At 64.9% G+C, this 23965-nt stretch carries 18 protein-coding genes and 1 pseudogene; 13 read left to right on the top strand and 6 right to left on the bottom strand.

All coding sequences use genetic code 11. The features are described 5' to 3' along the window. Positions 1 to 182: 182 nt before the first annotated feature. The 4 genes from LU684_RS23485 (at position 183) to LU684_RS23470 (ending at position 4442) form a co-directional block, all read left to right on the top strand. Positions 183 to 965, top strand: a complete 783-nt coding sequence (locus tag LU684_RS23485) for an aldolase (RefSeq protein WP_016485560.1) — start codon at positions 183 to 185, stop codon at positions 963 to 965. A 44-nt stretch (positions 966 to 1009) separates the two neighbouring features. Continuing rightward, positions 1010 to 1897 carry a dihydrodipicolinate synthase family protein gene (locus LU684_RS23480; RefSeq protein ID WP_016485559.1) on the top strand — a complete coding sequence of 296 codons (888 nt, stop codon included), beginning with the start codon at positions 1010 to 1012 and terminating at the stop codon, positions 1895 to 1897. A 69-nt stretch (positions 1898 to 1966) separates the two neighbouring features. Further along, complete coding sequence (locus LU684_RS23475) at positions 1967 to 3181, top strand: benzoate/H(+) symporter BenE family transporter (RefSeq protein WP_023049012.1); 1215 nt, start codon at positions 1967 to 1969, stop codon at positions 3179 to 3181. A gap of 58 nt (positions 3182 to 3239) precedes the next feature. Further along, positions 3240 to 4442 (top strand): MFS transporter, encoded by a 1203-nt coding sequence (locus LU684_RS23470; protein WP_232895084.1) that lies wholly within the window; start codon positions 3240 to 3242, stop codon positions 4440 to 4442. Between the two features lie 114 nt (positions 4443 to 4556). On the opposite strand, the gene LU684_RS23465 is transcribed toward LU684_RS23470, so the two are convergent. Then, the gene (locus tag LU684_RS23465) at positions 4557 to 5864 is read right to left on the bottom strand and encodes a T6SS phospholipase effector Tle1-like catalytic domain-containing protein (RefSeq protein WP_060519073.1); all 1308 of its coding nucleotides are present in this window, start codon (positions 5862 to 5864) and stop codon (positions 4557 to 4559) included. A 231-nt stretch (positions 5865 to 6095) separates the two neighbouring features. On the opposite strand from LU684_RS23465, the gene LU684_RS23460 reads away from it, so the two are divergent. The 6 genes from LU684_RS23460 to LU684_RS23435 are packed head-to-tail and all read left to right on the top strand — an operon-like array spanning position 6096 to position 12910. Beyond that, positions 6096 to 7055: an AAA family ATPase gene (locus tag LU684_RS23460; protein WP_016485555.1), complete on the top strand. Its 960-nt coding sequence runs from the start codon at positions 6096 to 6098 to the stop codon at positions 7053 to 7055. A gap of 4 nt (positions 7056 to 7059) precedes the next feature. After that, positions 7060 to 8004, top strand: a complete 945-nt coding sequence (locus LU684_RS23455; protein WP_016485554.1) for a DUF58 domain-containing protein — start codon at positions 7060 to 7062, stop codon at positions 8002 to 8004. Then, positions 8001 to 8495 (top strand): DUF4381 domain-containing protein, encoded by a 495-nt coding sequence (locus LU684_RS23450; protein ID WP_016485553.1) that lies wholly within the window; start codon positions 8001 to 8003, stop codon positions 8493 to 8495. The genes LU684_RS23455 and LU684_RS23450 overlap by 4 nt, the downstream gene beginning before the upstream one ends. Further along, positions 8488 to 9564, top strand: a complete 1077-nt coding sequence (locus LU684_RS23445) for a vWA domain-containing protein (RefSeq protein WP_016485552.1) — start codon at positions 8488 to 8490, stop codon at positions 9562 to 9564. The genes LU684_RS23450 and LU684_RS23445 overlap by 8 nt, the downstream gene beginning before the upstream one ends. Continuing rightward, entirely contained in the window at positions 9561 to 11279 is a 1719-nt protein-coding gene (locus LU684_RS23440; protein WP_060519075.1) for a vWA domain-containing protein, read from the top strand. The genes LU684_RS23445 and LU684_RS23440 overlap by 4 nt, the downstream gene beginning before the upstream one ends. After that, positions 11276 to 12910 carry a BatD family protein gene (locus LU684_RS23435; RefSeq protein WP_016485550.1) on the top strand — a complete coding sequence of 545 codons (1635 nt, stop codon included), beginning with the start codon at positions 11276 to 11278 and terminating at the stop codon, positions 12908 to 12910. Before LU684_RS23440 ends, LU684_RS23435 begins: the two co-directional genes overlap by 4 nt. 573 nt (positions 12911 to 13483) lie before the next feature. Here the strand turns inward: LU684_RS23435 and LU684_RS23430 are convergent. After that, positions 13484 to 13726: pseudogene (locus tag LU684_RS23430) on the bottom strand (RHS repeat-associated core domain-containing protein); the annotation flags it as partial. A gap of 379 nt (positions 13727 to 14105) precedes the next feature. Here LU684_RS23430 and LU684_RS23425 point away from each other — a divergent pair. Genes LU684_RS23425 through LU684_RS23415 form a run of 3 tightly spaced genes read left to right on the top strand, consistent with a single transcriptional unit; the run spans position 14106 to position 19575 of the window. Beyond that, entirely contained in the window at positions 14106 to 15344 is a 1239-nt protein-coding gene (locus tag LU684_RS23425) for an exonuclease SbcCD subunit D C-terminal domain-containing protein (protein ID WP_016485549.1), read from the top strand. After that, positions 15341 to 18985, top strand: coding sequence for an AAA family ATPase (locus tag LU684_RS23420; RefSeq protein ID WP_232895082.1), 3645 nt, complete (start codon positions 15341 to 15343; stop codon positions 18983 to 18985). The genes LU684_RS23425 and LU684_RS23420 overlap by 4 nt, the downstream gene beginning before the upstream one ends. Continuing rightward, entirely contained in the window at positions 18982 to 19575 is a 594-nt protein-coding gene (locus tag LU684_RS23415) for a glutathione S-transferase (protein WP_024717869.1), read from the top strand. Before LU684_RS23420 ends, LU684_RS23415 begins: the two co-directional genes overlap by 4 nt. Before the next feature lie 163 nt (positions 19576 to 19738). Here LU684_RS23415 and LU684_RS23410 read toward each other — a convergent pair whose 3' ends face one another. The 4 genes from LU684_RS23410 to LU684_RS23395 form a co-directional block, all read right to left on the bottom strand. Further along, entirely contained in the window at positions 19739 to 19918 is a 180-nt protein-coding gene (locus LU684_RS23410; RefSeq protein WP_016485546.1) for a hypothetical protein, read from the bottom strand. 122 nt (positions 19919 to 20040) lie between these two features. Further along, positions 20041 to 21171 carry a lactonase family protein gene (locus tag LU684_RS23405; RefSeq protein ID WP_232895080.1) on the bottom strand — a complete coding sequence of 377 codons (1131 nt, stop codon included), beginning with the start codon at positions 21169 to 21171 and terminating at the stop codon, positions 20041 to 20043. Next, complete coding sequence (locus LU684_RS23400) at positions 21137 to 21427, bottom strand: DUF5629 family protein (RefSeq protein ID WP_232895079.1); 291 nt, start codon at positions 21425 to 21427, stop codon at positions 21137 to 21139. Before LU684_RS23400 ends, LU684_RS23405 begins: the two co-directional genes overlap by 35 nt. Positions 21428 to 21577: 150 nt before the next feature. Next, positions 21578 to 23953, bottom strand: a complete 2376-nt coding sequence (locus tag LU684_RS23395; protein ID WP_033731806.1) for an efflux RND transporter permease subunit — start codon at positions 23951 to 23953, stop codon at positions 21578 to 21580. Positions 23954 to 23965: the final 12 nt, after the last annotated feature.

Below are 23965 nucleotides of genomic sequence, written 5' to 3'. Positions count from 1 at the left end.
TGAGCAAGACAGTGGCTCCCACCTTGATCGCGCTAGCTTTCAGAGGGTTGCCAGCCAGCCCCCCCTTTTGAATGACACAATGCTTGCGCATGACACAAAGTGTCATTAAGATCGCCATGTGTCCTGGCGACGCCATCACGACGAACAGCCAGCGCCCGCCCTTTCCCATGCAGGTACCGCCCATGACGACCACCATGCACATCCCCAAGGACCAGTTGGTCAAGCTGGCCCAGCAGCAGATGCTGACGGCCCTGGCCGACAACACCTACACCGCCCGACAAAAGCTTGCCCTCACCTGCCGCATCCTGTTCGATGGCGGCCACGACTCCGGCCTGGCCGGGCAGATCACCGCTCGTGCGCAGGAACCTGGCACCTATTACACCCAGCAACTGGGCCTGGGCTTCGACGAAATCGCTGCCTCCAACCTGCTGGTGGTGGACGAAGACCTCACCGTGCTGCAAGGCCGCGGCATGGCCAACCCGGCCAATCGCTTCCATAGCTGGCTGTACCGGGCCCGCCCCGACGTCAACTGCATCATCCACACCCACCCGCTGCACAGCGCCGCCCTGTCGATGCTTGAGGTGCCGTTGGCCATCTCGCACATGGATCTTTGCCCGCTGTTCGACGACTGCGCATTCCTCAAGGAATGGCCAGGCGTACCGGTGGGCAACGAGGAAGGTGAAATCATCGCGAAGGCGATTGGCGACAAGCGTGCAATCCTGCTCTCCCACCACGGCCTGCTGATTGCCGGTGGCTCGATCGAGGAAGCCTGCGTGCTCGCCCTGCTGTTCGAGCGCGCAGCAAAGATGCAATTGCTGGCCATGGGCGCCGGTGACATCCGCCCCATCCCTGAGGCACTGGGCAAAGAAGCCCACGACTGGATCTCCACCCCCAAACGTCATGGCGCCGCGTTCAGCTACTACGCACGCCGTGCCTTGCGTGCCCATGGCGACTGCCTGGGCTGATCGAAGCTGTACTCTTTCCTCAACAACGGCAAAGGTGCCTGGTCATGTCTACACCTGTAATTCGCGGCGTTATCGGCTACACCATCACTCCCTTCACGGCTGAGGGCACGCTCGACCTTGATGCCCTGGGCACGTCCATCGACAGCCTGATCGCAGACGGCGTGCACGCCATCGCACCGCTGGGCAGCACCGGCGAAGGGGCCTACCTGTCCGACAGCGAATGGGAAACCGTGGTGCGCTTCAGCCAGGCACGCATTGCCGGCCGCGTACCCAGCGTGGTCAGCGTATCCGACCTGACAACCGCCCGTACCGTGCAGCGTGCCCGCCTCGCCCAGGCCTGCGGTGCCACAGCAGTGATGGTGCTGCCCATTTCCTACTGGAAGCTCACCGAAGCCGAAGTGGTTGCCCACTACAAGGCCGTCGGCGCGGCCATCGACATTCCGATCATGCTCTACAACAACCCGGGCACCAGCGGCACCGACCTGTCGGTGGAGCTGATCCTGCGCATCCTCGGCGAAGTGCCCAATGTGACCATGGTCAAGGAAAGCACCGGTGACATTCAGCGCATGCACCGCCTGTTCAAGGCCACCGACGGCCGGGTGGCCTTCTATAACGGTTGCAACCCGCTCACTCTGGAAGCCCTGGTGGCTGGCGCCACGGGCTGGTGCACCGCCGCACCCAACCTGATACCAGCCCTGAACCTGGCGCTGTGGGACGCCGTGCAGCAAGGCGACCTGGCCCAAGCGCGCGCGCTGTTCTACCGCCAGTTCGAGCTGCTGGAATACATCACCCGCCGTGGCCTGCCCACCACCATCAAGGCCGGCCTGAAAATGCTCGGCCAGGATGTCGGCGCGCCGCGCCTTCCCCTGCAGCCGCTGGATGCGCAAGGCAGCAACTACCTGAAAAGCCTGCTGACCGAACTGGCCAACTGACCTTGAAACCTGCCCGGCGGCACCTCGCAGCCGGGCCCCTGCTGCACCCGACCTTCACCAGAGGCAACCATGGACGCGCCTGCACAAAGCTCTTCAACCCCGTTTCGGCCTACAGACCTCCTTCACCCCGTGATAGCCGGGCTCGTTTCGGTCATCGTCAACTATGGCGGCACCTTCATCCTGGTGTTCCAGGCGGCCAAGGTGGCCGGGCTGAGTCCAGAGCTGACGTCATCATGGGTCTGGGCCGTGTCGATCGGCGTCGGCCTCAGCGGCCTGTTGCTGTCCTGGTACAGCCGCGAGCCGATAATCACGGCATGGTCCACGCCAGCCGCAGCATTCCTGGTCACCGCCCTGGCCAGCGTGCCCTACAGCGAAGCCATCGGTGCCTACCTGCTGTCGGCCGCGGGCTTCGTGGTGCTGGGGCTGAGCGGGTGCTTCGAGCGCCTGGTGCGGGTGGTCCCTGGCGGCATTGCCGCCGGGCTGCTGGCGGGCATCCTGCTGCAGTTCGGTATCGGCGCCTTTGCCAGCCTGTCGCTCGACCCCGTCCTGGCCGGGCTGCTGATTGCGGCCTATGTGGCATTCAAACGCTTCACCGCCCGTTATGCCGTGGTTGGCATTCTGCTCCTGGGCCTGGGCTACCTGCTGCTGCAGGGGCAAGCAGGCTTGACGGCATTGCAGCTGGAATTCGCCTCCCCAGTGTTCACCGCGCCCACCTTCACCCTCAACGCCGCCCTCAGCGTGGCCCTGCCATTGTTCCTGATCACACTCACCGGCCAGTACATGCCAGGCATGCTGGTGCTGCGCAACGACGGTTTCAAGACCAGCGCCAACCCGATCGTCGCGGTCACGGGCCTGGGCTCATTGCTGATGGCGCCATTCGGTTCCCACGCCTTCAACATCGCCGCTATCACGGCGGCCATCTGCACCGGCAAGGAAGCCCATGAAGACCCGGGCAAGCGCTGGGTGGCGGGGATTGCTGCCGGTGTCTGCTACATCGGCGTGGGGGTGTTCGGGGTCACCCTGGCCAGTGTGTTCATGGCGCTGCCAGGTACCTTTATCACGACTCTGGCCGGCCTTGCCCTGCTGGGCACCATCGGTGCCAGCCTGGCCGGCGCAATGGCGGATGCCAGCTCGCGCGAAGCGTCACTGATCACCTTCCTGGCGGCGGCGGCCAACATCAGCCTGTTCGGCATTGGCGGGGCCTTCTGGGGGCTGGTCATTGGCCTGCTGGCGTATGCCGTGCTGAACGGGCGCCTGCCACGCGCCAGCCGTTCATCCCGATAGACAGCTTACAACCAACCTACCCTGCGCCCTGTATCCACGCCGTTCGACAGGTATCGACATGCCCCAAGCTGGCCCCAAGCTTCTTACCCAAATTGCTGCCGTGCACTTTGTCAGCCATGTGCACATCATGCTGATCCCGGCATTGCTGCCCGTCCTCCCCGGCCTGCTGGGCGTGAGGTTCGTCGAGCTTGGCGTGGCCCTGGCGGTGTTCAACATCGTCTCTGCCTTGGTGCAGGCACCGCTGGGCTTTGCCGTCGACCACTACGGTGCGCGCAAGGTGCTCAAGGCCGGGTTGCTGCTGGGCAGTCTCAGTTTCCTGATGCTGGCGGTCAGCCCCGGCTATGCGGTATTGCTGGTAGCGATGGCCTTGGCCGGGCTGGCCAATGGCGTCTATCACCCTGCCGACTACGCGTTGCTGGTCAACGGCATTGAAGCAGGCCGCCTGGGGCGATCGTTCTCGATCCATACGTTCGCCGGTTTCCTCGGTTCGGCGGTAACGCCAGCGGTATTTCTCGGCATCGCCGCCGTGTTCGGTACCCAGGCCGCCCTGGCAGCAGGTGCGGTGGTAGGTATTGCCGCGCTGCTGCTGATCTCTGTGCCACGCAGCGGCATTTATCAGGTTTGCGGGCATGGCAACAAAAGTGACGCCGGCCGTGCTGCTGCGCCTGGCCGCGTGCGCTTGCTCTCGCCGATGATCGGTGTGTTGACGGTGTTGTTCATCCTGCTGAACCTGAGCACCAGTGCCATCGAGAAGTTCTCCGTGGCCGCCCTGGTCCAGGGCCAAGGCCTGACCCTGGCCTGGGCCAACACGGCGCTCACGGCGTTTCTGCTCAGCAGTGCAGTGGGCGTTTTGTGCGGCGGAGCCCTGGCTGACCGCACCCGCCGCCATGGCCTGGTGGCGGCCATGGCCTTTGCCCTGGCGGCGGCGCTGACGACGCTGGTGGCGCTGGGGCTGGTGCGGGACTGGGCATTGGTAGCGGTACTGGGGGCCATCGGCTTGCTGACCGGGGTCATCGCGCCGTCGCGGGACATGCTGGTCAAGGCGGCGGCACCCCGTGGTGCCGAGGGTAAAACCTTCGGGCTGGTCTCGACCGGCTTCAACATCGGCGGCGCTCTCGGGCCCATTGCATTCGGCTGGATGCTCGATCAGCGCCTGCCCGAAGGCATCTTCATCGCTTCGGTGGTGTTCATGCTGCTGACCGTGCTGCTGACCCTGGCGCAGGAGGCATATTTAGCCAGTAAGCGTCGCCAGCTGGCTTAGACCCTAGGGCTGCTTTGCAGCCCTTTCGCCGGCAAGCCAGCTCCCACAGGACTCCACACCTCTTGAGTGCGGCGCGATCCGTGTGGAAGCCGGCTTGCCGGCGATGAGGCCGGTTCAGGTTGATAAAGCTACCGGGTTCGGATGCACCACCCGACCGCCTGCCGCTGGCCGGTTGATGAACAACATATCCAGCACACTGTTGCGCAACCCCTTCAGCGCATTCCAGTTCGCCGAGGTGTGCACATACCTGTCACGCAACAACCGCTGCTCATCCCCGGTCAGGCCAGGCTGTTCACATTCACCCAGGGCAAACGCATGCAACTTGCGGCTGATCTCCAGCAAATCAGCCGGCACCCCATGCTCAGCCTGCCCACCCAACGGCTCAAACGGCACCCCCGCACGCACCGCCAGCTCACGCATGACACTCAGGTACACCCGCGAAAGCTGCCCCGCCACCTCCCGCTCCCGGTACACCGCCGCATACACCTGCTTTTGCGCCTCCTCTGGCCGCCCACCGGCAATCGCTTCTTCCCAGGTAATCACCCGCGCGCCCAAGCCGCCAAATGCCGACGCCAACAACGCACTTACCTTGGCATATGCGCGGGTCTGTTCAGCGCAGACGCGCCGCATCACACGCTGTGACTGCGGTTTGCACAGCAGTACCCGCTCCTGCGTACTGCTCGGGTAACCACCACCAATATTCGAATGCACACCCGGCAACACGATGTCGTGACCGCTGCTCACCAATGGGAAGTTGTGCCGCTGCTCATCCCCCGCCACCAGTTGCACCACATGACGGGCAATGCCGGTACCCAGGCCCAGCCGCAAGCCGCCATGGCGGTCGTCGGCAGGGTCGAAATCGCCCTGCAACGGCGCAATGATCGCAGCCACGGTGTCGAACAGGCCGATGAAATTGATCGTGATACTGCACGGTACTGCCAGCAGCCTGGCGCCGTCGTCGTGCAGCAGATTTGCCAGATGACGCACTGCCGCCGCACCGCGGCTGAAGCCGAACAGGTCGAACTCGACCTGCGCCAGCATGGCCTGCGGATGCGCCCGGCGCCAGTCGCGCAGTTGCCCGGCAAGCCCCGCCAAGGCTTCGGTAACCCGCGCTTGCGCCCCCGTGTGGCCACGCCCGGTGGCCGAGGCATAGGTGCCATCCGCCTCACCGGCTCGGGTACCCACCCCCTCCACATAACATTTCAGAAACGCCATGGCCCCGCCCGTATCGGCCGCCTGCGCCGGGTACAGCGCATGCAACAGGGCCACATTGCTCAAGGCGTTGGCATAACTGGCGCCTTTGTCGCCGTTCGCATCCGCCGATATCGCATTGTGCTGGTTGTTACCCGTGCCGTCGAAAAACACGCCGAACCTCAAAGTGAGCGGCGCAGCGGCTTCATTACTGCAGCTGTTCAGTTCCATCGTTGTGCTCCTGCTTGCGTCAGAAGCACAAGCAGGCGCCAGGACCCCGCCGCAGAACATCGGCCTTTGGCCAGCCACTTGCAGGACATTTCTGTATATACAAGGCCCAGGGCTGGATAAATTTCCCAGCCGCCATTGGTCGCCACCCCCCCGGATGGATTAAAGTATCACCCCTTGCCAGGGCAGCTGCCTTCAGCCCCGCCTGCGGCCCCATACCAGGAACCGTCACTGATGGAACACCGTGAAGCGCTGACCGCGCTGCGCACCTTTCTTTCTACCCAGATCCTAGGCCAGGAGAAACTGGTCGAACGGCTGTTGATCGTGCTGCTGGCCGACGGCCACATGCTGGTCGAAGGTGCCCCGGGCCTGGCCAAGACCAAGGCCATCAAAGAACTGGCCGAAGGCATCGAGGCGCAGTTCCATCGCATCCAGTTCACCCCAGACCTGCTCCCGGCCGACATCACCGGTACCGAAATCTACCGCCCGGAAACCGGCAGCTTCGTGTTCCAGCAGGGGCCGATCTTCCACAACCTGGTACTGGCCGACGAAATCAACCGCGCCCCGGCCAAGGTGCAGTCGGCACTGCTCGAAGCCATGGCGGAGCGCCAGGTCAGCGTGGGCCGCAGCACCTACGACCTGTCGCCGCTGTTCCTGGTCATGGCCACGCAGAACCCGATTGAGCAGGAAGGTACCTACCCCCTGCCCGAAGCCCAGCTCGACCGCTTCCTGATGCACGTTAAAATCGGTTTCCCCGACGCAGCCGTGGAGCGGCGCATCCTGGCGCAAGCCCGTGGCGAAGCGCTGGGCGGCGAAACCAAGCCCGAGCGCCGGGTCAGCCAGCAGGCCATCTTTGCTGCGCGCAAGGAAATCCTCGGCCTGTACATGGCCGACGCGGTGGAGGAATACCTGGTGCAACTGGTGATGGCCACCCGCACCCCGGCCAAGTTCGACACCGAGCTGGCCGACTGGATCGCCTACGGCGCCAGCCCACGCGGTTCCATCTCGCTGGACCGCTGCGCGCGTGCCCACGCCTGGCTGGCCGGGCGGGACTTCGTCAGCCCCGAAGACATCCAGGCCGTGCTGTTCGACGTGCTGCGCCACCGCATCATCCTGTCGTTCGAGGCCGAGGCGGCGGGGATCGACCAGGACCGTGTGGTCCAGCGCATCCTCGACGTCGTCGCCGTTGCCTGACCCAATGCCCACCGCGCAGCTGGCCGAACCCGGCATCCGCATCGGCCTTGCCGAGCTGATCGACATGCGCCACCGCGTGCGCGAAATCCAGCTGTTTTCCAAGCCCGGCCAGCGCAGCCCGCTGGTGGGCCTGCACCATTCCAAGCTGCGCGGGCGCGGGGTGGACTTCGACCAGGTGCGCGTGTACCAGGCCGGCGACGATGTGCGCAACATCGACTGGCGGGTCACTGCACGCACCCAGGAACCGCACACCAAGCTGTTCCACGAAGAGCGCGAGCGGCCGATCTTCATCCTCGTCGAGCAAAGCCAACGGCTGTTCTTTGGTTCGGGCCTGCTGTTCAAGTCGGTGCTGGCGGCCCAGGCTGCGGCACTGTTCGGCTGGGCCGCACTGGGCCACAACGACCGCATCGGCGGGTTGGTGTTCGGTGACAACGACCCTCACGAAATCAAGCCCCGGCGCAGCAAGCAGAGCCTGCTGCAACTGCTCAACCGCCTGGCCAAGGTCAACCAGTCGCTGCACACCGAAGCCGTGCCCCAGGCCGACAGCCTTGGCCTGGCCCTGCGCCGGGCGCGAGAGGTACTGCGCCCTGGCAGCCTGGCCATTGTCATTTGCGACGAACGTGCGCTGACCGCGCAGTGCGAACAGCACCTGGCCATGCTTTCGCGCCACTGCGACTTGTTGCTGCTACCAGTCTCCGACCCGCTCGACCACGCCCTCCCTGCCGCCGGCCTGTTACGCTTTGCCCAACGGGGCGCGCAGCTGGAACTCGACACCCTGGACGCCAACCTGCGCCAGGCCTATCGCAAGCAGGCCGAAGCACGCATCGAGCGCTGGGAGCTGATGGCCCAGAAACTGCGCGTCGTGTTGATGCCGCTGAGCACCCAAAGCGACATGATCGAGCAACTGCGCGAGTACCTGAACGCCCAGCGGCCAAGGAGCGCGTCATGAACCCGCTCGACCAGTTGCACCCACTGATCGAGCCTGCGCCTGTCGGCCTGTGGCCGCCGGCACCGGGCTGGTGGCTGCTGCTGGCCGTGCTGCCATTGCTGGGCTGGGGCCTGTGGCGGCTGCGCCGCTGGCGCCCGGGCAAACGCCGCATCGTGCGCGCCGAACAACCGCTCGACCCGGTGCGCGTGGCCGCCCTGGCCGAGCTGGCGCGCCTGCCGCGCCCCTACGACGGCGCCCCGGCCGGCGCCTGGCTGCAACAGATCAATGCCCTGCTCAAGCGCCTGTGCCGCAGCCACTATCCAGGTGCCAACAGCCACACCCTCAACGGCCGCCAGTGGCTGGCATTTCTCGACAACCGCTGCCCGGCTGCCGGCCTGACCCGCTGGATGATACTGGTCGAAGGCGCCTACAAGCCTGAGTGCAAGCTCGACGACAAGGCCATTGCCGGGCTCAGCCAAGCCGTCGAAACCTGGATCCGCAAGCATGTTTGAACTGGCCTGGCCGTGGGTCTTCGCCCTGTTGCCGCTGCCGTGGCTGGCGCGCCTGCTGCTGCCGGCCGCCGACAGCGGGGAGCCGGTGCTCAAGGTAGGCTTCCTCAACGAGCTGGAAGGCCTGGCCGGGCGCCGCGCACGGCTCAACCTGCCCACCTGGCGCCAGCAGGCGCCGTTCGTGGTCATCTGGTTGTTGCTGCTATGCGCCGCCGCCCGCCCGCAATGGCTGGGCGATCCGGTGCCGGTGGCCGCCAGCGGCCGCGACCTGCTGGTGGCGGTGGACGTGTCCGGGTCGATGGACTTCCCCGACATGCAGTGGAAAAACGAAGACATCAGCCGCCTCGACCTGGTCAAGGCGCTGATGGGCGACTTCTTGCAAGACCGTGAAGGCGACCGTGTGGGCCTGATCCTGTTCGGCAGCCAGGCCTACCTGCAGGCGCCGCTCACCTTCGACCGGCGCACCGTGCGTACATTCCTGATGGAGGCGCAAATCGGCATCGCCGGCAAAAACACCGCCATCGGTGACGCCATTGGCCTGGCGGTCAAACGCCTGCGCCAACGGCCAGCACAAAGCCGGGTACTGGTGCTGATCACCGACGGCGCCAACAACGGCGGGCAAATCCACCCGCTGACCGCCGCTCGCCTGGCCGCCCAGGAAGGGGTGCGTATCTACACCATCGGCATTGGCGCCAACCCCGAAGCCAGTGGCACCCCCGGCTTGCTTGGCCTGAATCCGAGCCTGGACCTGGATGAGGCCTCGCTCAAGGAAATCGCCGACATCACCCACGGTGCCTATTTCCGTGCCCATGACGGCGCCGAACTGGGCGCCATCGGCGACGCCCTCGACCAGCTGGAGCCGGTAGCCCAACAGCCTACCCAGGCACGCACGGCCCAGGCCCTGTACGCCTGGCCCCTGGCCTTGGCGCTGCTGCTCAGCGTGCTGCTGGTGGTGGCCGTGCAATGGCCCGACAACCTGTTGCAACGCCTGCTGCGCAAGCCGCGTTTCCTGCAGCCGCACCCGGAATGGCGCCAGCGTCTGAAGCGCCTGCGCCTGAGGAGGCGGCGATGATCGAACTGTGGCCCCAATGGCTTCGCCCGCTGTGGTTGCTGGCCGTGCCGCTGCTCGGCTGGCTGCTGTACAAGCTGTGGCACCGGCGCAAGCGCGCCGGGCGCTGGCAGATGATCTTGCCGCCGGCCTTCCACGGCGTATTGCTGGGCGGTGGCAGCGGCAGCGCAAGCAAGCTGCCGTGGATAGCACTGGGCCTGGCCTGGGCGCTGGTGATCCTGGCCCTGCTCGGGCCCAGCTGGCAGCGCGTGGAAGAAAACCGCCAGCGCCCGGCCGACCCCTTGGTGATCCTGCTGGAGCTGACCCCGCAGATGCTCGCCGACGACAGCCCGCCCAACCGCCTGGAGCAGGCCCGGCGCAAGGTGCTCGACCTGCTCGAACGCCGCCGTGACAGCCAGACTGCGCTGGTGGTGTATGCCGGCTCGGCGCACACCCTGGTGCCGCTGTCCGATGACCTGGCCACCACCCGCAACCTGCTGGAGGCCATCGACCCGTCGATCATGCCAAAACCTGGCCAACGCGCCGACCTGGCCGTGCAAAAAGGCCTGGCCTTGCTGGCCCAGAGTGGCCTGGGCCAAGGGCGTTTGCTGTTGATCGGCTCGTCGCTGAGTGCCCAGGAACGGCAAGGCATCAGCCAGGCCCTCGGCCGTCAAGGCCCAAGCCTGCTGATGCTGGGCATTGGCAGCCGCGAAGGCGCGCCGGTACGCCAGGCCAGCGGCGAATACCTCAAGGACGACCAGGGCGGCATTCTATTGCCACGGCTGGACAGCGCCAGCCTCAAAGGCTTCATCAACGGCACGGGCGGACGCTACCGGCATGCCCGCATCGACGACCTCGACCTGCGCGGGCTGGGCCTGTTCGACAACCCGCGCACCGCACGCAATGACGGCCAGACCCTGCAACTGGACAGCTGGGCCGACCAGGGTTACTGGCTGCTGATCCCGTTGTTGTTGCTGGCCGCCTGCGCCGGCCGTCGTGGCTGGCTGTTCTGCCTGCCACTGCTGCTGGCCCTGCCACAGCCGAGCCAGGCCTTTGAGTTCAACGACCTGTGGCTGCGCCCCGACCAGCAAGGCCAGCGCCTGCTGGAACAAAACCGCCCGGCCAGCGCCGCACGCCACTTCCAGAACCCACAGTGGCGCGGCATGGCGCTGTACCAGGCCGGCGACTATGCCGGTGCCGCCGAGGCATTTTCCCAAGGCGACACAGCCGCCGCCCACTACAATCGAGGCAATGCCCTGGCCCGCAGCGGCGAACTGGAGGCCGCCCTGGACGCCTACGAGCAAGCCCTGGAGCGCCAGCCAGACCTGCAACCCGCGCTGGACAACCAGGCGCTGGTGCAACAACTGCTGCAACAGCGCGAGGCCAAGGCCGAGGAGCAGTCAGCCAGCAGCGATGCCCAAGGTACACCCGGCAGTGAAACCGAAGGCAATAGCAGCTCGGCCAGCAGCCCGGCCCAAGGCACGCCCGGCAGCGACGAACAGGCCAACGCCGAACAACCCGGTGAAAGCAGCAATAACAGCCAGGCCGCGCCCGGCAACCAGGCGGGTGCTGACGACAATGTCACCCAGCCGCCACAGCGCCCGGTTTCGACCAGCCTCGACACCGAGCAGCGCCAAGCCCTGGAACAATGGCTGCGGGAGATCCCCGATAACCCGGCGGAGCTGCTGCGGCGCAAATTCTGGTATGAACAGCAATTGCATCAGGAAACCCCACGATGAGTCGCTTCGGCGTCTTTCTGCTCACCCTGGTATGGGCCGTGCTGGCCCAGGCCGAGCCGCTGCTGCAAGCCAGCGTTGACCGCACCCGCCTGGAAGCCGGCGAGAGCCTGGAGCTGACCCTGGAAAGCCAGGACGTCACCGAGTTCGGCAAGCCCGACCTGCGCGCCCTGGAAGGTGACTTTGAAGTGCGCGGCACGCGCCAGCTGAACAGCCTGCACACCCTGGACGGTGAAACCCGCGCCAGTACCCGCTGGATCATCACCCTGCTGCCACGGCGCAGCGGCAGCCTGCGCATTCCCGAGCTGCAACTGGGCCAGTCGCACAGCCAGGCCATCGAACTGCAAGTGCTGCAAGCCGATGCCAGCCGCCAGGACAGCGCCTCGCAAGTGTTCATCGAAGCGACCCTGGACAGCAACGACGTCTACGTCCAGGCCCAGGCTGTGCTGACCCTGCGCATCTACCATTCGGTGGCGCTGTACGACGACAGCAGCCTCAGCCCGCTGCAACTGGAGAACGCCAAGGTCGAGCCACTAGGCGAATCGCGCACGTATGAAAAGGAAATCAACGGCGTGCGTCATGGCGTGATCGAAACCCGCTATGCGGTGTACGCCCAGCAAAGTGGCAGCCTCGACATTCCCTCACTGACCTTTACCGCCACTGCCGCCGCCAGCAACGACGAAGCGCCACAAGCCAATGGCACGGCGCGCGCCGGCCGCCAGGTGCAGGTCAGTTCGCTGCCCTTGCGCCTCACCGTGCGGCCGATTCCCGCGGCCTGGCCCGCTGGCGTACCATGGTTGCCAGCCCGCAGCCTGACCCTGGAAGAGCACTGGAACCCCGACCCGGGCAGCCAGCAGGTGCAGATTGGCGACTCGCTGACGCGCAACATCACCTTGCGTGCCGAGGGCTTGTCCAGCACCCAACTGCCGCCGCTGCCCGCCACAGAGATCATCGGCTTGCGCCGCTACCCTGACCAACCGCTGCTGCGCAACGAAATCAGCGAGCGCGGCATGACCGCCAACCGCGAAGAACGCGAAGCCCTGGTGCCGACTCACGCCGGTACGCTGACCTTGCCGGCGCTGGAAGTGGCCTGGTGGAACACCCGCGAAGACCATCTGGAACACAGCAGCCTGCCGGCGCGCACCCTGAATGTGCAGGACAACCCGGCGCTAAGCGCAGACACCCCTGTGGGCGACAACAGCAGCGCCAGCACCCTGCTGTGGCCTTGGCAACTGGCCACACTGGTGTTCGCCCTGACCACCGTGCTGGGCTTTGCCCTGTGGTGGCGCGCCCGCTCGCGGCCTGCGGTGCTGCGCGCGGCGCAGAACGGGCCAAGCCCACGTACCTTGCTGGACGACCTCAAGCGTGCGTGCCAGGCCAACGACCCCCAGGCCACGCGCCAGGCGCTGGATGCGTGGGCCCGGCAACAACCGGAAACCTTGGCCGAGATGGCCGCGCGCTTCGTGCCGTTGTCGGATGCGCTGGATGGGTTGAACGGGGCGTTGTATAGCGAGAGTGGCCAGTATTGGCAGGGTGAGGATTTATGGCGGGCGATTGGCACCATTCCGCCGGCTGAGCAGGTGCTGCTGCCGACGGGTGACAACGGCAGCTTGCCGCCGCTTTATCCCAAGTAATGCGCTGCCTGGGCCGACCTCTTCGCGGGTAAACCCGCTCCCACGCTGACCGCGCAAGCTTTTAGCGCTTGCGCAAGACAGCTGCTCCAACGATGAACTGCGAATACCTGGACGATACGGTTAAAACCATTCATCGCCGCGGAGCCGCTCAGCTGTCTGCGAGGGTGGTTCTGCGATCGACTCGGCAGGACCAAACCTGGGGGGGAACGGATCATTCGAATTCAACAGTCCGTGGATCATTGGCGTTGCACTCGACACCTTGCTTTGTAATTCAATCGTTTGCGGCGAAGGACCTTTCTTGACCTGCCTGGATGCCAACTTATTGATCAGCAGCATTTGCTGGTCGTGGAGCTGGCTTTGCGTTGTCCTGGGATTTGAAAGTTTGTTTTCGATCATTTGCCAGCCGAGCGTGTTGTACTTCTGAACCAGCCGCTCCGCAGGCAGCGCCTGCATTTTTTTTGCGGGATCAAGTTTGATCCGGATAGGGCGGCGTGTAACAACGTTGCGTTCAAATCCTTGCCCGGTGGGATCACGTTTGCTCCGGATAGGCCGGCGTGTAACAACGTTGCGTTCAAATCCATGCCCGGTGGGATCCCGCCGGTTCACAGGCTCATTCGAGCAATAGGCATAACTGTTCAGTCCCCCCTCCCCAAATGGGCTGAGGCTATCCGGTGAGTGGAAGCGCATCAGAACCGGGCTAAACGCTCGATACCCATTGCCCAGCAGGTAACTCGCCAACTCGACGGCCAGCCGCTCACCATTGAAGCCGAGTACTGTGGTGTTCGATGGCCGTTCGGAGTACCCGTATGCCGTATAGACCTGCGTCAAGGTTGCCATCGCCTAGCCTCATGCAAGTGAGCCAGTTGCAGTCTGCCCGAGCACAATTTTTCAGTCATGAACAACGGCACTGCAACTGGCAAAAATGCCAGGCGAGCGCGGCCCTTGTGGGAGCGGCCTTGCGTCGCGAAAGGGGTGCGCAGCGCCCCAGGATACTTGCATCATCGCAAGATTGCCGGGGTCGCTGTGCGGCCCTATCGCGACGCAGGGCCGCTCCCACAGATACAGCGCATGCATTGAGCCTTGTGCAATACCTGTGCGCGCTGGCTGCCCGCGATTGGGCCGCACAGCGACCCCATCCCTGGGTTACCATACCGCCCTTTCCCCGCTTGCCCGACTCGACACCAACAGGTCATCCATGCGTCTGTTTCATACCTCCGACTGGCACCTGGGCCAAAGCCTGCACGGCCAGGAACGCGACTTCGAACACGCCTGCTTCCTCGACTGGCTGCTCGGCCAGCTGCGCCTGCGCCAGCCGGATGCGCTGCTGATTGCCGGCGACATCTTCGACACGGTCAACCCGCCGGTCAAAGCCCAGGAGCGCCTCTACGACTTCATCGTCCAGGCCCATGAGCAACAGCCCAAGCTGGACATCGTGATGATCGCCGGCAACCACGACTCCGGCTCGCGCATCGAGCTGCCCGCCGCATTGATGCGCCGTCTGCGCACCCATGCCCTGGGCCGTGTGCACTGGCTGGATGAAGGCCAGCTGGATGCCGAGCGCCTGTTGATCCCGTTGACCAACGGCCGCGGCAAGGTCGCCGCCTGGTGCCTGGCCCTGCCCTTCCTGCGCCCGGCCGAGGTCACCGGCCCGAACCTGGGCGACGACTATCTGCAAGGCATCACCCAGGTGCATCAGCAACTGATCGCCGCCGCGCAGAAAAAGCGCAAGAAAGACCAGGCGCTGATCGCCATCAGCCATGCGCACATGGCCGGTGGCTCGGTGTCGGAGGACTCGGAGCGCAGCCTGATCATCGGCAACGCCGAGGCACTGCCGGCCAAGCTGTTCGACAAGGCCATCAGCTATGTCGCCCTGGGCCACCTGCACAAGCCGCAGAAGGTCAACCGCGAAGAACGCCTCCGCTACAGCGGCTCGCCGATCCCGCTGTCGTTCGCCGAAATCAACTACCCGCACCAGGTGCTGGAAGTGGAGCTGGACGGCACCGACCTGGTCAGCGTCGAACCGCGCCCGGTACCGCGCGCGGTGGCCCTGCAACGGGTCGGCCCGGCGCCGCTCGGCGAACTGCTGCAACAACTGGCCGACCTGCCCGTGATCGACCTGCTCGAAGACCCCAACCGCCAGCCCTGGCTGGAGGTGCGGGTGATACTGGACGAGCCGCAACCCGACCTGCGCCAGCAGATTGAAACGGCGTTGGAAGGCAAGGCAGTGCGGCTGATCCGCATCAGCGCCGAATACGCCGGCCGCAATAACGCCGAAGACGATGACCTGGCCTTTGTCGAGCTTTCCCAGATGACCCCGCAGGACCTGTTCAGCCGCGCCTGGGAGCAGGCTTATGGCAACCCCGCAGATGAGCAGGCGCTGGCCGACTTTGCCCTGCTGTTGCAGGACGTGCAGCAGGAAGAGGAGCAGCCATGAAGATTCTCGCCATTCGCTTGAAGAACCTGGCATCGCTGGCCGGCCCGGTCGAAATCGACTTTACCGCCGAGCCGCTGGCCAGCGCTGGCCTGTTTGCCATCACCGGGCCCACCGGGGCGGGCAAGAGCACGCTGCTCGACGCCCTGTGCCTGGCGTTGTTTGGCACGGTGCCACGCCTGAACGACATTGGCCGCGAGGCCAAGGTGCCCGACGCCGATGGCGAAATCCCCACCTACGACCCGCGCAACCTGCTGCGCCGGGGCACCGGCAGTGGCTTCGCCGAGGTCGATTTCATCGGTATCGACGGCCGCCGCTACCGCGCCCGCTGGGAAGCCAACCGCGCCCGCGACAAGGCCAATGGCAAGCTGCAACACAGCCGCCAGAGCTTCTACGACCTGGACAGCGAACAGGTGCTGGGCAGCGGCAAGAACGAATACAAGCAACTGGTCGAAGCCCGCCTGGGCCTGAACTTCGAGCAGTTCACCCGTGCGGTGATGCTGGCTCAAAGCGAGTTCGGGGCCTTCCTCAAGGCTGACGACAAAGAGCGCAGCGAGCTGCTGGAAAAGCTCACCAACACCACCATCTACACCCGCCTGGGCCAGCGTGCCTTCAGCAAGGCCCGTGAAGCCGCCGAGGCCCACAACGCCCTCAAGGACCGCGCCAGCCACCTGTTACCAATGGCCGCCGAAGCCCGCACCGAACTGGACCAGCGCCTGGAGCAGGCGCAGCAGCAGTTCAAGGCCGACCAGGCCGGCGAGCGCCAACTGGAGCAGCAACGCAACTGGCTGAATGAGCAACGCCAGCTGCAGGCCCAGCATGCCGAAGCCGGCACCGCGCTGCAGGCCGCCGAACACAGCTGGCAACAACTGGCCGAACCCCGCCTGGACCTCGTACGCCTGGAACGCCTTGCCCCGCAGCGCCACCAGTTCCACCGCCAGCAGGCGCTGGCTGCGCAACTGGCACCCATGGCCGCGAAGATCGCTGAGCAACAGCAACAGCAAACCGAGCTGCAACTGCGCACCCTCGAGCTCGAACAGGCGCTGAGCGCCGCACGCCAAGCGCTTGCCGACCGCCAGGCCCGGCACAGCGAGAACGCACCACGCCTGCGTCAGGCCTTTGCCGCCCAGGACAACGTGGCCCGCCTGGGCCAGGAGCTGGCCGCGCAGCGCAGCACCGGCCAACAGGCTGAACAACAGGTCGCCGAGGGCCAGCAGCAGGTGCAGCAGCTGGAAGCCAACCAGCAGCGCAGCCTGCAGCAACTGGCCAACATCGACACCGCACTGGCCGACAGCCAGCACCTGGCGGGCCTGGCCGATGCCTGGCACGCCTATCTGCCGCAGCTCAAGCAGGTGATGCTGATTGGTGGCCGCCTGGCCAAAGGCCGTGATGAACTGCCCGGCCTGCAGGCCCAGGCCAGCCAGGCCAATGCTCACCTGCAGGCCGAGCGCGACGCCTATGACCTGCTATTCCGTGAAGCCAAGGCCGAACCGCAGGCCCTTGCCGAACAAATCGACCTGCTCGGTGGCATGCTGCAGGATAACCGCAAGCAACAGCGCGCCGTCGAGGAGCTGTCGCGCCTGCATGGCCGTGAACAAGACCTGCGCCAGCAGCTGGATGCCATGCGCGAACGGCAGCAGCAGGCCATGCAGCAACGCCAGCAACTGATTACCGAAGGCACCGCCGCCAAGGCCGAGCTGGAAGCGGCCGAGCAAGCGCTGACCCTCACCCGCCAGTTGCTGGAACGCCAGCGCCTGGCGCGCAACACCAGCGTCGAAGAACTGCGTGGCCAGCTGCGCGACGGCGAACCCTGCCCCGTGTGTGGCAGCGCCGAGCACCCGTTTCATCAGCCCGAAGCGCTGCTGCAGAGCCTGGGTCGCCATGACCAGGCCGAAGAAGAGGCCGCGCAGAAGCAGGTCGAAACCCTCAACGGCACGCTGGTGGAACTGCGTACCCAGCTGGGCGTGGTGAATGCCCAGCTCAAGGACTACCAACAGCAACTGCAACAATTGGGCGAACAGCTGCAACCGCTGGTGGCCCAGGTACAGGCGCACAGCCTGTGGCCGGCCCTCGCCCCGCAGGACGACAAGGCCCGCAGCACCTGGCTCGACAGCCAGTTGCGGCGCCTGGATGAAGAAATCGGCCAGGACGAGAAGCGCCAGAGCGCCCTGCTCGCCCTGCAAAAAGATGCCGCCCGCCTCAACCAGCAATTGCAGGCTGCCCACGACGCCCAGCAGCAGGCCCAGCGTCATCTGGAGCAACAGCACCAGGCCCTGGCCAACGATGAGCAGCAGTTGCAGCAGGGGCTGAGCGACCTCGCTGGCGTATTGCCCGAGCAAGCCCTCAAGGCCCTCAACGAAGACCCGGCAAATGCCTTCCTCGCCCTCGACCAGCAGATTGCCCAGCGCCTCCAGCAACTGGAGCAGCGCAAGGACGAACTGGAAGAACAACAAGCCCGTCAGGCACAGCTGGACAAGTTGCACGACCAGCAACAGGCGCGCGTGCAAAGGCTGCAGCAGTTGCAGCAGAAACTGGCCGTCCTCGAAGAACAACGCCAGCAGGCCCAGGCCTCACTCGGCGAACTGCTGGGTGAGCACAGCAGTGCAGAAGCCTGGCAGCAGCACATGAACAGCACGCTGGAGCAAGCCCGCGCCCTGGACGCCGACACCGCCCAGCGCCTGCAAGACCTGCGCACCCAGGGTGTGCAACTGGCCAGTGAACTCAAGGCCAACGTCCAGCAGCAGCAAGCGCTGGACGCCGAGTGCCAGCAGTTGCAGGGCCAGATTGCCCAGTGGCGCAGCGAGCACCCGGAACTGGATGACGCCGGCCTGGATCGCCTGCTGGCCATGGATGACGCGCACGTCAATGAACTGCGCCAGCGCCTGCAAAACGCCGAAAAAGCCATCGAACAGGGCCGTGTGCTGCTGCAGGAGCGCGAACAACGCCTGCAACAACACGCCACGCAAATGACCGTGGACACCTCGGCCGAAGCCCTGGAGCACGCCCTGACCGGGCTGCGCGCGCGCCTGGCCAGCCACGAGCAGCAGTGCGCCGAACTGCGCGCGCAACAGGCCGACGACCAACGTCGCCAGCAGGCACACCAGGCGTTGGCGGCAGAAATCGAACAGGCCCATCAGCAATGGCAACGCTGGGGGCGCCTGAACGCTTTGATCGGTTCAGCCTCGGGCGATGTGTTCCGCAAGATCGCCCAGGGTTACAACCTCGATCTGCTGCTGCACCACGCCAACACCCAGTTGCGCCAGCTGGCCCGCCGCTACCGCCTCAAGCGTGGCGGAAGCGCCTTGGGCCTGCTGGTGCTGGACACCGAGATGGGCGACGAACTGCGCTCGGTGCATTCGCTGTCGGGCGGGGAAACCTTCCTGGTCTCACTGGCCCTGGCCCTGGGCCTGGCCTCGATGGCCTCCAGCACCCTGCGCATCGAATCGCTGTTCATCGACGAAGGCTTCGGCAGCCTCGACCCCGAGTCGCTGCAACTGGCCATGGACGCCCTCGACGGCTTGCAGGCCCAGGGCCGCAAGGTGGCGGTGATCTCCCACGTGCAGGAAATGCACGAGCGTATCCCGGTGCAAATCCAGGTGCGCCGCCAGGGCAATGGCCTGAGTGACGTGGAGGTATGCGGGTGATCCTCTACTCGTTCCGCCGCTGCCCCTGGGCCATGCGCGCGCGCCTGGCCTTGCGCTATGCCGGGTGCGCGGTGGAAATCCGTGAGGTGGCGATGAAGAACAAGCCGGCAGCACTGCTGGCCTTGTCGCCCAAGGGCACGGTGCCGGTGCTGGATACCGGTGCCGGGGTACTGGAAGAAAGCCTGGACATCATGCGCTGGGCGCTGACGCAAAACGACCCGCAGGACTGGCAGCTACAGGCTGACCCTGCGGCGGCGCAGCAGGCTGAAGCGCTGATTGCGCGCAACGACAGCACGTTCAAGGCCCAGGTGAACCTGTACAAGTATGCCGAGCGTTACCCGCAGCATTCCCGCGAGCATTACCGCCAGCAGGCCGAGGCCTGGCTGGCGGAGCTCGAAGGCCTGCTGGCCGGCCGGCCCTACCTGCTGGCCGACCACCCGAGCATTGCCGATGCCGCGTTGCTACCCCTGATGCGCCAGTTTGCCGGGGTCGAACCGCAGTGGTTCGCCGAGGCGGCTTATCCGCGGGTGCGGAGCTGGCTGGAGGGGTGGCTGGCTTCGGAGCTGTTCAGGTCAGTCATGGCCAAATGAACAGCTCTCAGCTTTACACGGTCCCCTGTGGGAGCGGCCTTGTGTCGCGAAAGGGCCGCACAGCGGCCCCTGCATTCTTAGAGTAAACCGCTCAAATCCTGGGGGCGCTGTGCGCCCCTTTCGCGACACAAGGCCGCTCCCACAGGGGCCGCAGCAGGCTGGCTCAGTGGTGCTGCTTGGCACTCAAGGCCGCATGGAAGTTGGCACTCTGGCGCAGGTACTGCTCGGTGTAGCTGTGGGTGGCAGAGGCCTTGCCGCTACTGTCGGCATGGGCATGCGCCGGCAGTACGACCGATGCGGAAATGGCGGATGCGGCAATAACCGGGAAGAGATTGAAGTTCATCTGGGCTGACCTCGACGGCGGTGGTTTGACGGTGGCCCGCTTGGGCCTTGGGTCAAACTTACGCCGCCGAGGCCGCACGCAAAAATTCATTGCGCCAGTATCGATTATCACGCCAATCGATATCACTCGATGAACTTGAGGTCCGAGGGTGCATCCTGCTGCAGCGTCTGCACCGTCTCCAGCAGCTTGCCGCTGCGCGGATCGCGACGCATCACCACGATCTGGTTGCTCTTCTGGTTGGCCACCAGCAGGAAGTTGTCACTCGGGTCCAGGGCAAATTCCCTGGGGTGATCGCCTTCCACCGAACGACGCTGCAGGAAGGTCAACTGGCCATCGTCCTTGCTCACGCCAAACACCACAATCTCGTTAGCCGTGCCGCGGTTGCTCACGTACAGGAAACGCCCGTCCGCCGACAGGTGCAAGCCACCCGCCGCCTTGGCTGCTGCCTCCTGGTGCTCGGTCAGGGGCAAGCGCTGGCGTTCGACCAGGTTGCCGTCCTGCACATCGAACACCACCACCTCGGCGTTCATTTCCAGGGTGAGGTAGGCATGGCGGCCTTTGGCATCGAACAGCAGGTGACGCGGCCCGCTGCCCGGCGGCAAAGCCACGGACGCCGGTATCGCCGCTGTCAGCGGGTGGTCCGCACTGGCGCCGTCGTACCGGTAGATGAACACCTTGTCGGCACCCAGGTCGCTGGCATACAGGTGCTGGCCATCAGGCGACAGCACCAGCGAATGCACATGGGCACCGGCCTGGCGCTCAGGGTTTACCCCGCTGGCCTGGTGTCGGGCCTGCTGCACCACGGGCTTGAGCTTGCCGTCCCTGGCCACCGGAATCACCACCAGGCTGCCACCGGGGTCGGGCTTGACCGCATAGTTGGCCACGAACAGGTAGCGCTGGTCACGGCTGATGCTGGCGTGGGTTGGCTCGTCGCCCTCGGTGGCCACCTGGTTGAGCGGCTTGATTTCGCCTTTGCTGCTGATGCTGAAACTGCTGGCATGGCCCTGCGGGGTTTCATTCACCGCGAACAGCTGACGCTGGTCGGCGGACAACACCAGCCACGAAGGGCTGACGCTCTTCACCACCTGCAAGGGCGTGGGGTCAATATGGCCGACCTTGTCGTCGAATTGATAGCGGTAGATGCCTTGGCTGGCACCATCGGTGTAACTGCCCACCAGCAAGGTAGCGGCGTGGGCGTGGATTGTCAGGCTCATCAGGCTAGCGGTCAGCAGGTTCGTCCAGATCCGGTTCATCTTGGTCTTCATCCGGGGCGCGAAAGGCACTCATACAGACTAGCCGATGCTCGCCGTTGGCATCGTTGAGTTGCCATTCATCACCGGTGGCGATAGAGGCGGCGACCTGATCAGGGGTGAAGGACCAGCGGCGCAGCTGGCGGCCGTCCATGCATTCGACGGTGAGGCCGGATGCGTCGGCGGTGAAATCGAAGGCGTGCAGGCCGTCGATCAGGAGCATGTCGCAGGACTGCAGGGCGGTGGCGAGGGGGGACATGGGGGTACCTGTGGGAAATATGGCGGCATTATAACCCTGGGGCTGATTTGCAGCCCATTCGCAGCACAAGGCTGCTTCTACAGGGGATCGCGTAACCCTTGCAGGAGCAGCCTTGTGCTGCGAATGGGCCGCAAAGCGGCCCCTTGCGATTCAATGGGCGAAAATGGACCCACCTTCCTTGCCCACCATCTTCTCCGGCTTGATCAGGAACCGTGCCAGCGCCGGCAGCAGCCACAGCGCGCCAAACATGTTCCACAGCAGCATGAAGGTCAGCATCAACCCCATGTCGGCCTGGAACTTGATTGCCGAGAAGATCCAGGTGCACACGCCGATGGCCAGGCACAAACCAGTGAACAACACGGCTTTACCCGTCGAACGCAGGGTCTGGTAATAGGCTTCCTGCAACGGCAACCCGGCACGCAGGAAGCTTTCCAGCCGGCTGTAGATGTAGATGCCGTAATCCACGCCAATCCCCACACCCAGCGCCACCACCGGCAAGGTCGCTACCTTCACCCCGATGCCCATGTAGGCCATCAGTGCATTGCCCAGCACCGAGGTCAGTACCAGCGGCAGGACGATGCACAGGGTGGCGGCGAACGAGCGGAAGGTGATCAGGCACATCACCGCCACACAGATGTACACCAGGATCAGGATGGTCAGCTCGGCCGACTTGATCACTTCGTTGGTCGCCGCCTCGATCCCGGCGTTGCCCGCCGCCAGCAGGAACTGCAGGCCTTCCTTGTTGTGGCTGTCGGCAAACGCCTTGGCCACGGCGGTCACCCGCTCCAGGGTCTCGGCCTTGTGGTCGTTGAGAAACACCAGCACCGGCGCCAGCGAGCAGTCACCGTTGTACAGGCCGTCGGCACGGGCGATGGAGTTGTTGAGGATGTCCGGGTTACGCGACAGGGTTTCCCATTTCAGGCTGCCCTCGTTCATGCCCTTGATCACCTGCTTGGACACGGTCACCAGGGAAATCGCCGACTGCACACCCGGGGTGTTCTGCATGGTCCACATCAGCTCGTCGATAGGCGCCATGGTCGCGTGGACCGAGCACTGCTCGGGCGGGGTTTTGACCATGATCACCAGCACGTCGGAGCTGGTCGAGTAGTTGCTGATGATGAAGCTGTTGTCCTGGTTGTAGCGCGAGTCAGGGCGCAGCTCCGGCGCGCCCTGGTCGAGGTCGCCGATCTTCAGGTTCTGGCTGTACCACAGCCCACCGGCGAAGGCGACCAGCGCCAGGGTGACAGACACCGGCGCCACCTTGGCACTGGCAAAATTCGATAGCAGGCGCCAGAAGGGGTGCTCGCGGGTCGCGTCCTTCTTGCTGCGCTCGATGGCCTTCTTGCTGATGCCGACATAGGAAATGGCCACTGGCAGCAGGATCAGGTTGGTGAACACGATCACCGCCACACCGATGGAGGCGCCGATGGCCAATTCGCGAATCACCCCGATATCGATGATCAACAGAGTGATGAAGCCCACCGCGTCGGCAAGGATGGCGATCATCCCCGGCAGGAACAGCTGGCGGAAGGTGCGCCGGGCCGCCGTGAGGGCGTTGTCGGCGTCACTCGACTGCAAGGCGATGCCGTTGATCTTCTGCACCCCGTGGGAAATGCCGATGGCGAAGATCAGGAACGGCACCAGCATCGAGTATGGGTCCAGCCCAAAGCCCACCGCATGCATCAGCCCCAGCTGCCAGACCACCGCCACCAGGGTAGTGATGAGCACGGCGATGGTGCTGCGTATGCACCAGGTGAACCAGTACAACAGCACCCAGGTAATGGCCAGGGCGACGCCGAAGAACATCGCCACCATCACCAGGCCATCGATCAGGTCACCGACCTTCTTGGCGAAGCCGACAATGTGGATTTTCACATTGGGGTTCTGCGCCTGGAACTTGTCGCGGATCTTCTCTTCCAGCAGGTGCGAGAACTGCTGGTAGTCCAGCTTCACCTGCTTGCCTGGGTCCTGCGGGTCGGGGTAGCTCTCCAGCAGCGGCACGTCGACGATGCTCGACTTGAAGTTGTTACCCACCAGGCGCCCCACCTGGCCGGACTTGAGCACGTTGTCGCGCAGGGTGTCGAGGCTGTCCTGCGAACCGTTGTAGGTGTTGGGGATCACCTCGCCACCGGAAAAGCCCTCCTCGGTTACCTCGCTCCAGCGCACGCTGGGGCTCCACAGTGACTTCAGCCCGGCACGGTCGACGCCGGGGATGTAGAACACCTCGTCATGGACCTGGCGCAGGGTCTCCATGTAGTCCTTGTCGAAGATGTCGCCATTCACCGCCTCCACCGAAATGCGCACGGTGTTACCCAGGTTGGCAAGGTCGTTGCGGTGCTCCATCATTTGCTCGATGAACGGGTGCTGCAGCGGGATCATCTTCTCGAAACTGGTGGACGGGCGAATCTGCGTCGCCTGCCAGAACAGGAAAATGCTCACCAGCACACACAGGGCGATGACCACGGGGCGGTTGTTGAAGATCAGGCGCTCAAGCAGCGTGGCCTTGTCCTGGTGGTGCGGGTGCATGGTAATGCTCTC

Source organism: Pseudomonas sp. NMI542_15 (assembly GCF_021283425.1).
Classification (GTDB): domain Bacteria; phylum Pseudomonadota; class Gammaproteobacteria; order Pseudomonadales; family Pseudomonadaceae; genus Aquipseudomonas; species Aquipseudomonas fortuita.
This window is presented reverse-complemented; position numbering and strand designations above follow the sequence as displayed.

Excerpts from the sequence above, each read along its gene's own strand:
- LU684_RS23435 (WP_016485550.1), top strand. The coding sequence starts at position 11,276 with ATGAGTCGCTTCGGCGTCTTTCTGCTCACCCTGGTATGGGCCGTGCTG.
- LU684_RS23455 (WP_016485554.1), top strand. The coding sequence starts at position 7,060 with ATGCCCACCGCGCAGCTGGCCGAACCCGGCATCCGCATCGGCCTTGCC.
- LU684_RS23425 (WP_016485549.1), top strand. The coding sequence starts at position 14,106 with ATGCGTCTGTTTCATACCTCCGACTGGCACCTGGGCCAAAGCCTGCAC.
- LU684_RS23400 (WP_232895079.1), bottom strand. The coding sequence starts at position 21,427 with ATGTCCCCCCTCGCCACCGCCCTGCAGTCCTGCGACATGCTCCTGATC.
- LU684_RS23470 (WP_232895084.1), top strand. The coding sequence starts at position 3,240 with ATGCCCCAAGCTGGCCCCAAGCTTCTTACCCAAATTGCTGCCGTGCAC.
- LU684_RS23405 (WP_232895080.1), bottom strand. The coding sequence starts at position 21,171 with ATGAACCGGATCTGGACGAACCTGCTGACCGCTAGCCTGATGAGCCTG.
- LU684_RS23445 (WP_016485552.1), top strand. The coding sequence starts at position 8,488 with ATGTTTGAACTGGCCTGGCCGTGGGTCTTCGCCCTGTTGCCGCTGCCG.
- LU684_RS23410 (WP_016485546.1), bottom strand. The coding sequence starts at position 19,918 with ATGAACTTCAATCTCTTCCCGGTTATTGCCGCATCCGCCATTTCCGCA.
- LU684_RS23475 (WP_023049012.1), top strand. The coding sequence starts at position 1,967 with ATGGACGCGCCTGCACAAAGCTCTTCAACCCCGTTTCGGCCTACAGAC.
- LU684_RS23420 (WP_232895082.1), top strand. The coding sequence starts at position 15,341 with ATGAAGATTCTCGCCATTCGCTTGAAGAACCTGGCATCGCTGGCCGGC.
- LU684_RS23450 (WP_016485553.1), top strand. The coding sequence starts at position 8,001 with ATGAACCCGCTCGACCAGTTGCACCCACTGATCGAGCCTGCGCCTGTC.
- LU684_RS23460 (WP_016485555.1), top strand. The coding sequence starts at position 6,096 with ATGGAACACCGTGAAGCGCTGACCGCGCTGCGCACCTTTCTTTCTACC.
- LU684_RS23465 (WP_060519073.1), bottom strand. The coding sequence starts at position 5,864 with ATGGAACTGAACAGCTGCAGTAATGAAGCCGCTGCGCCGCTCACTTTG.
- LU684_RS23485 (WP_016485560.1), top strand. The coding sequence starts at position 183 with ATGACGACCACCATGCACATCCCCAAGGACCAGTTGGTCAAGCTGGCC.
- LU684_RS23395 (WP_033731806.1), bottom strand. The coding sequence starts at position 23,953 with ATGCACCCGCACCACCAGGACAAGGCCACGCTGCTTGAGCGCCTGATC.
- LU684_RS23440 (WP_060519075.1), top strand. The coding sequence starts at position 9,561 with ATGATCGAACTGTGGCCCCAATGGCTTCGCCCGCTGTGGTTGCTGGCC.
- LU684_RS23480 (WP_016485559.1), top strand. The coding sequence starts at position 1,010 with ATGTCTACACCTGTAATTCGCGGCGTTATCGGCTACACCATCACTCCC.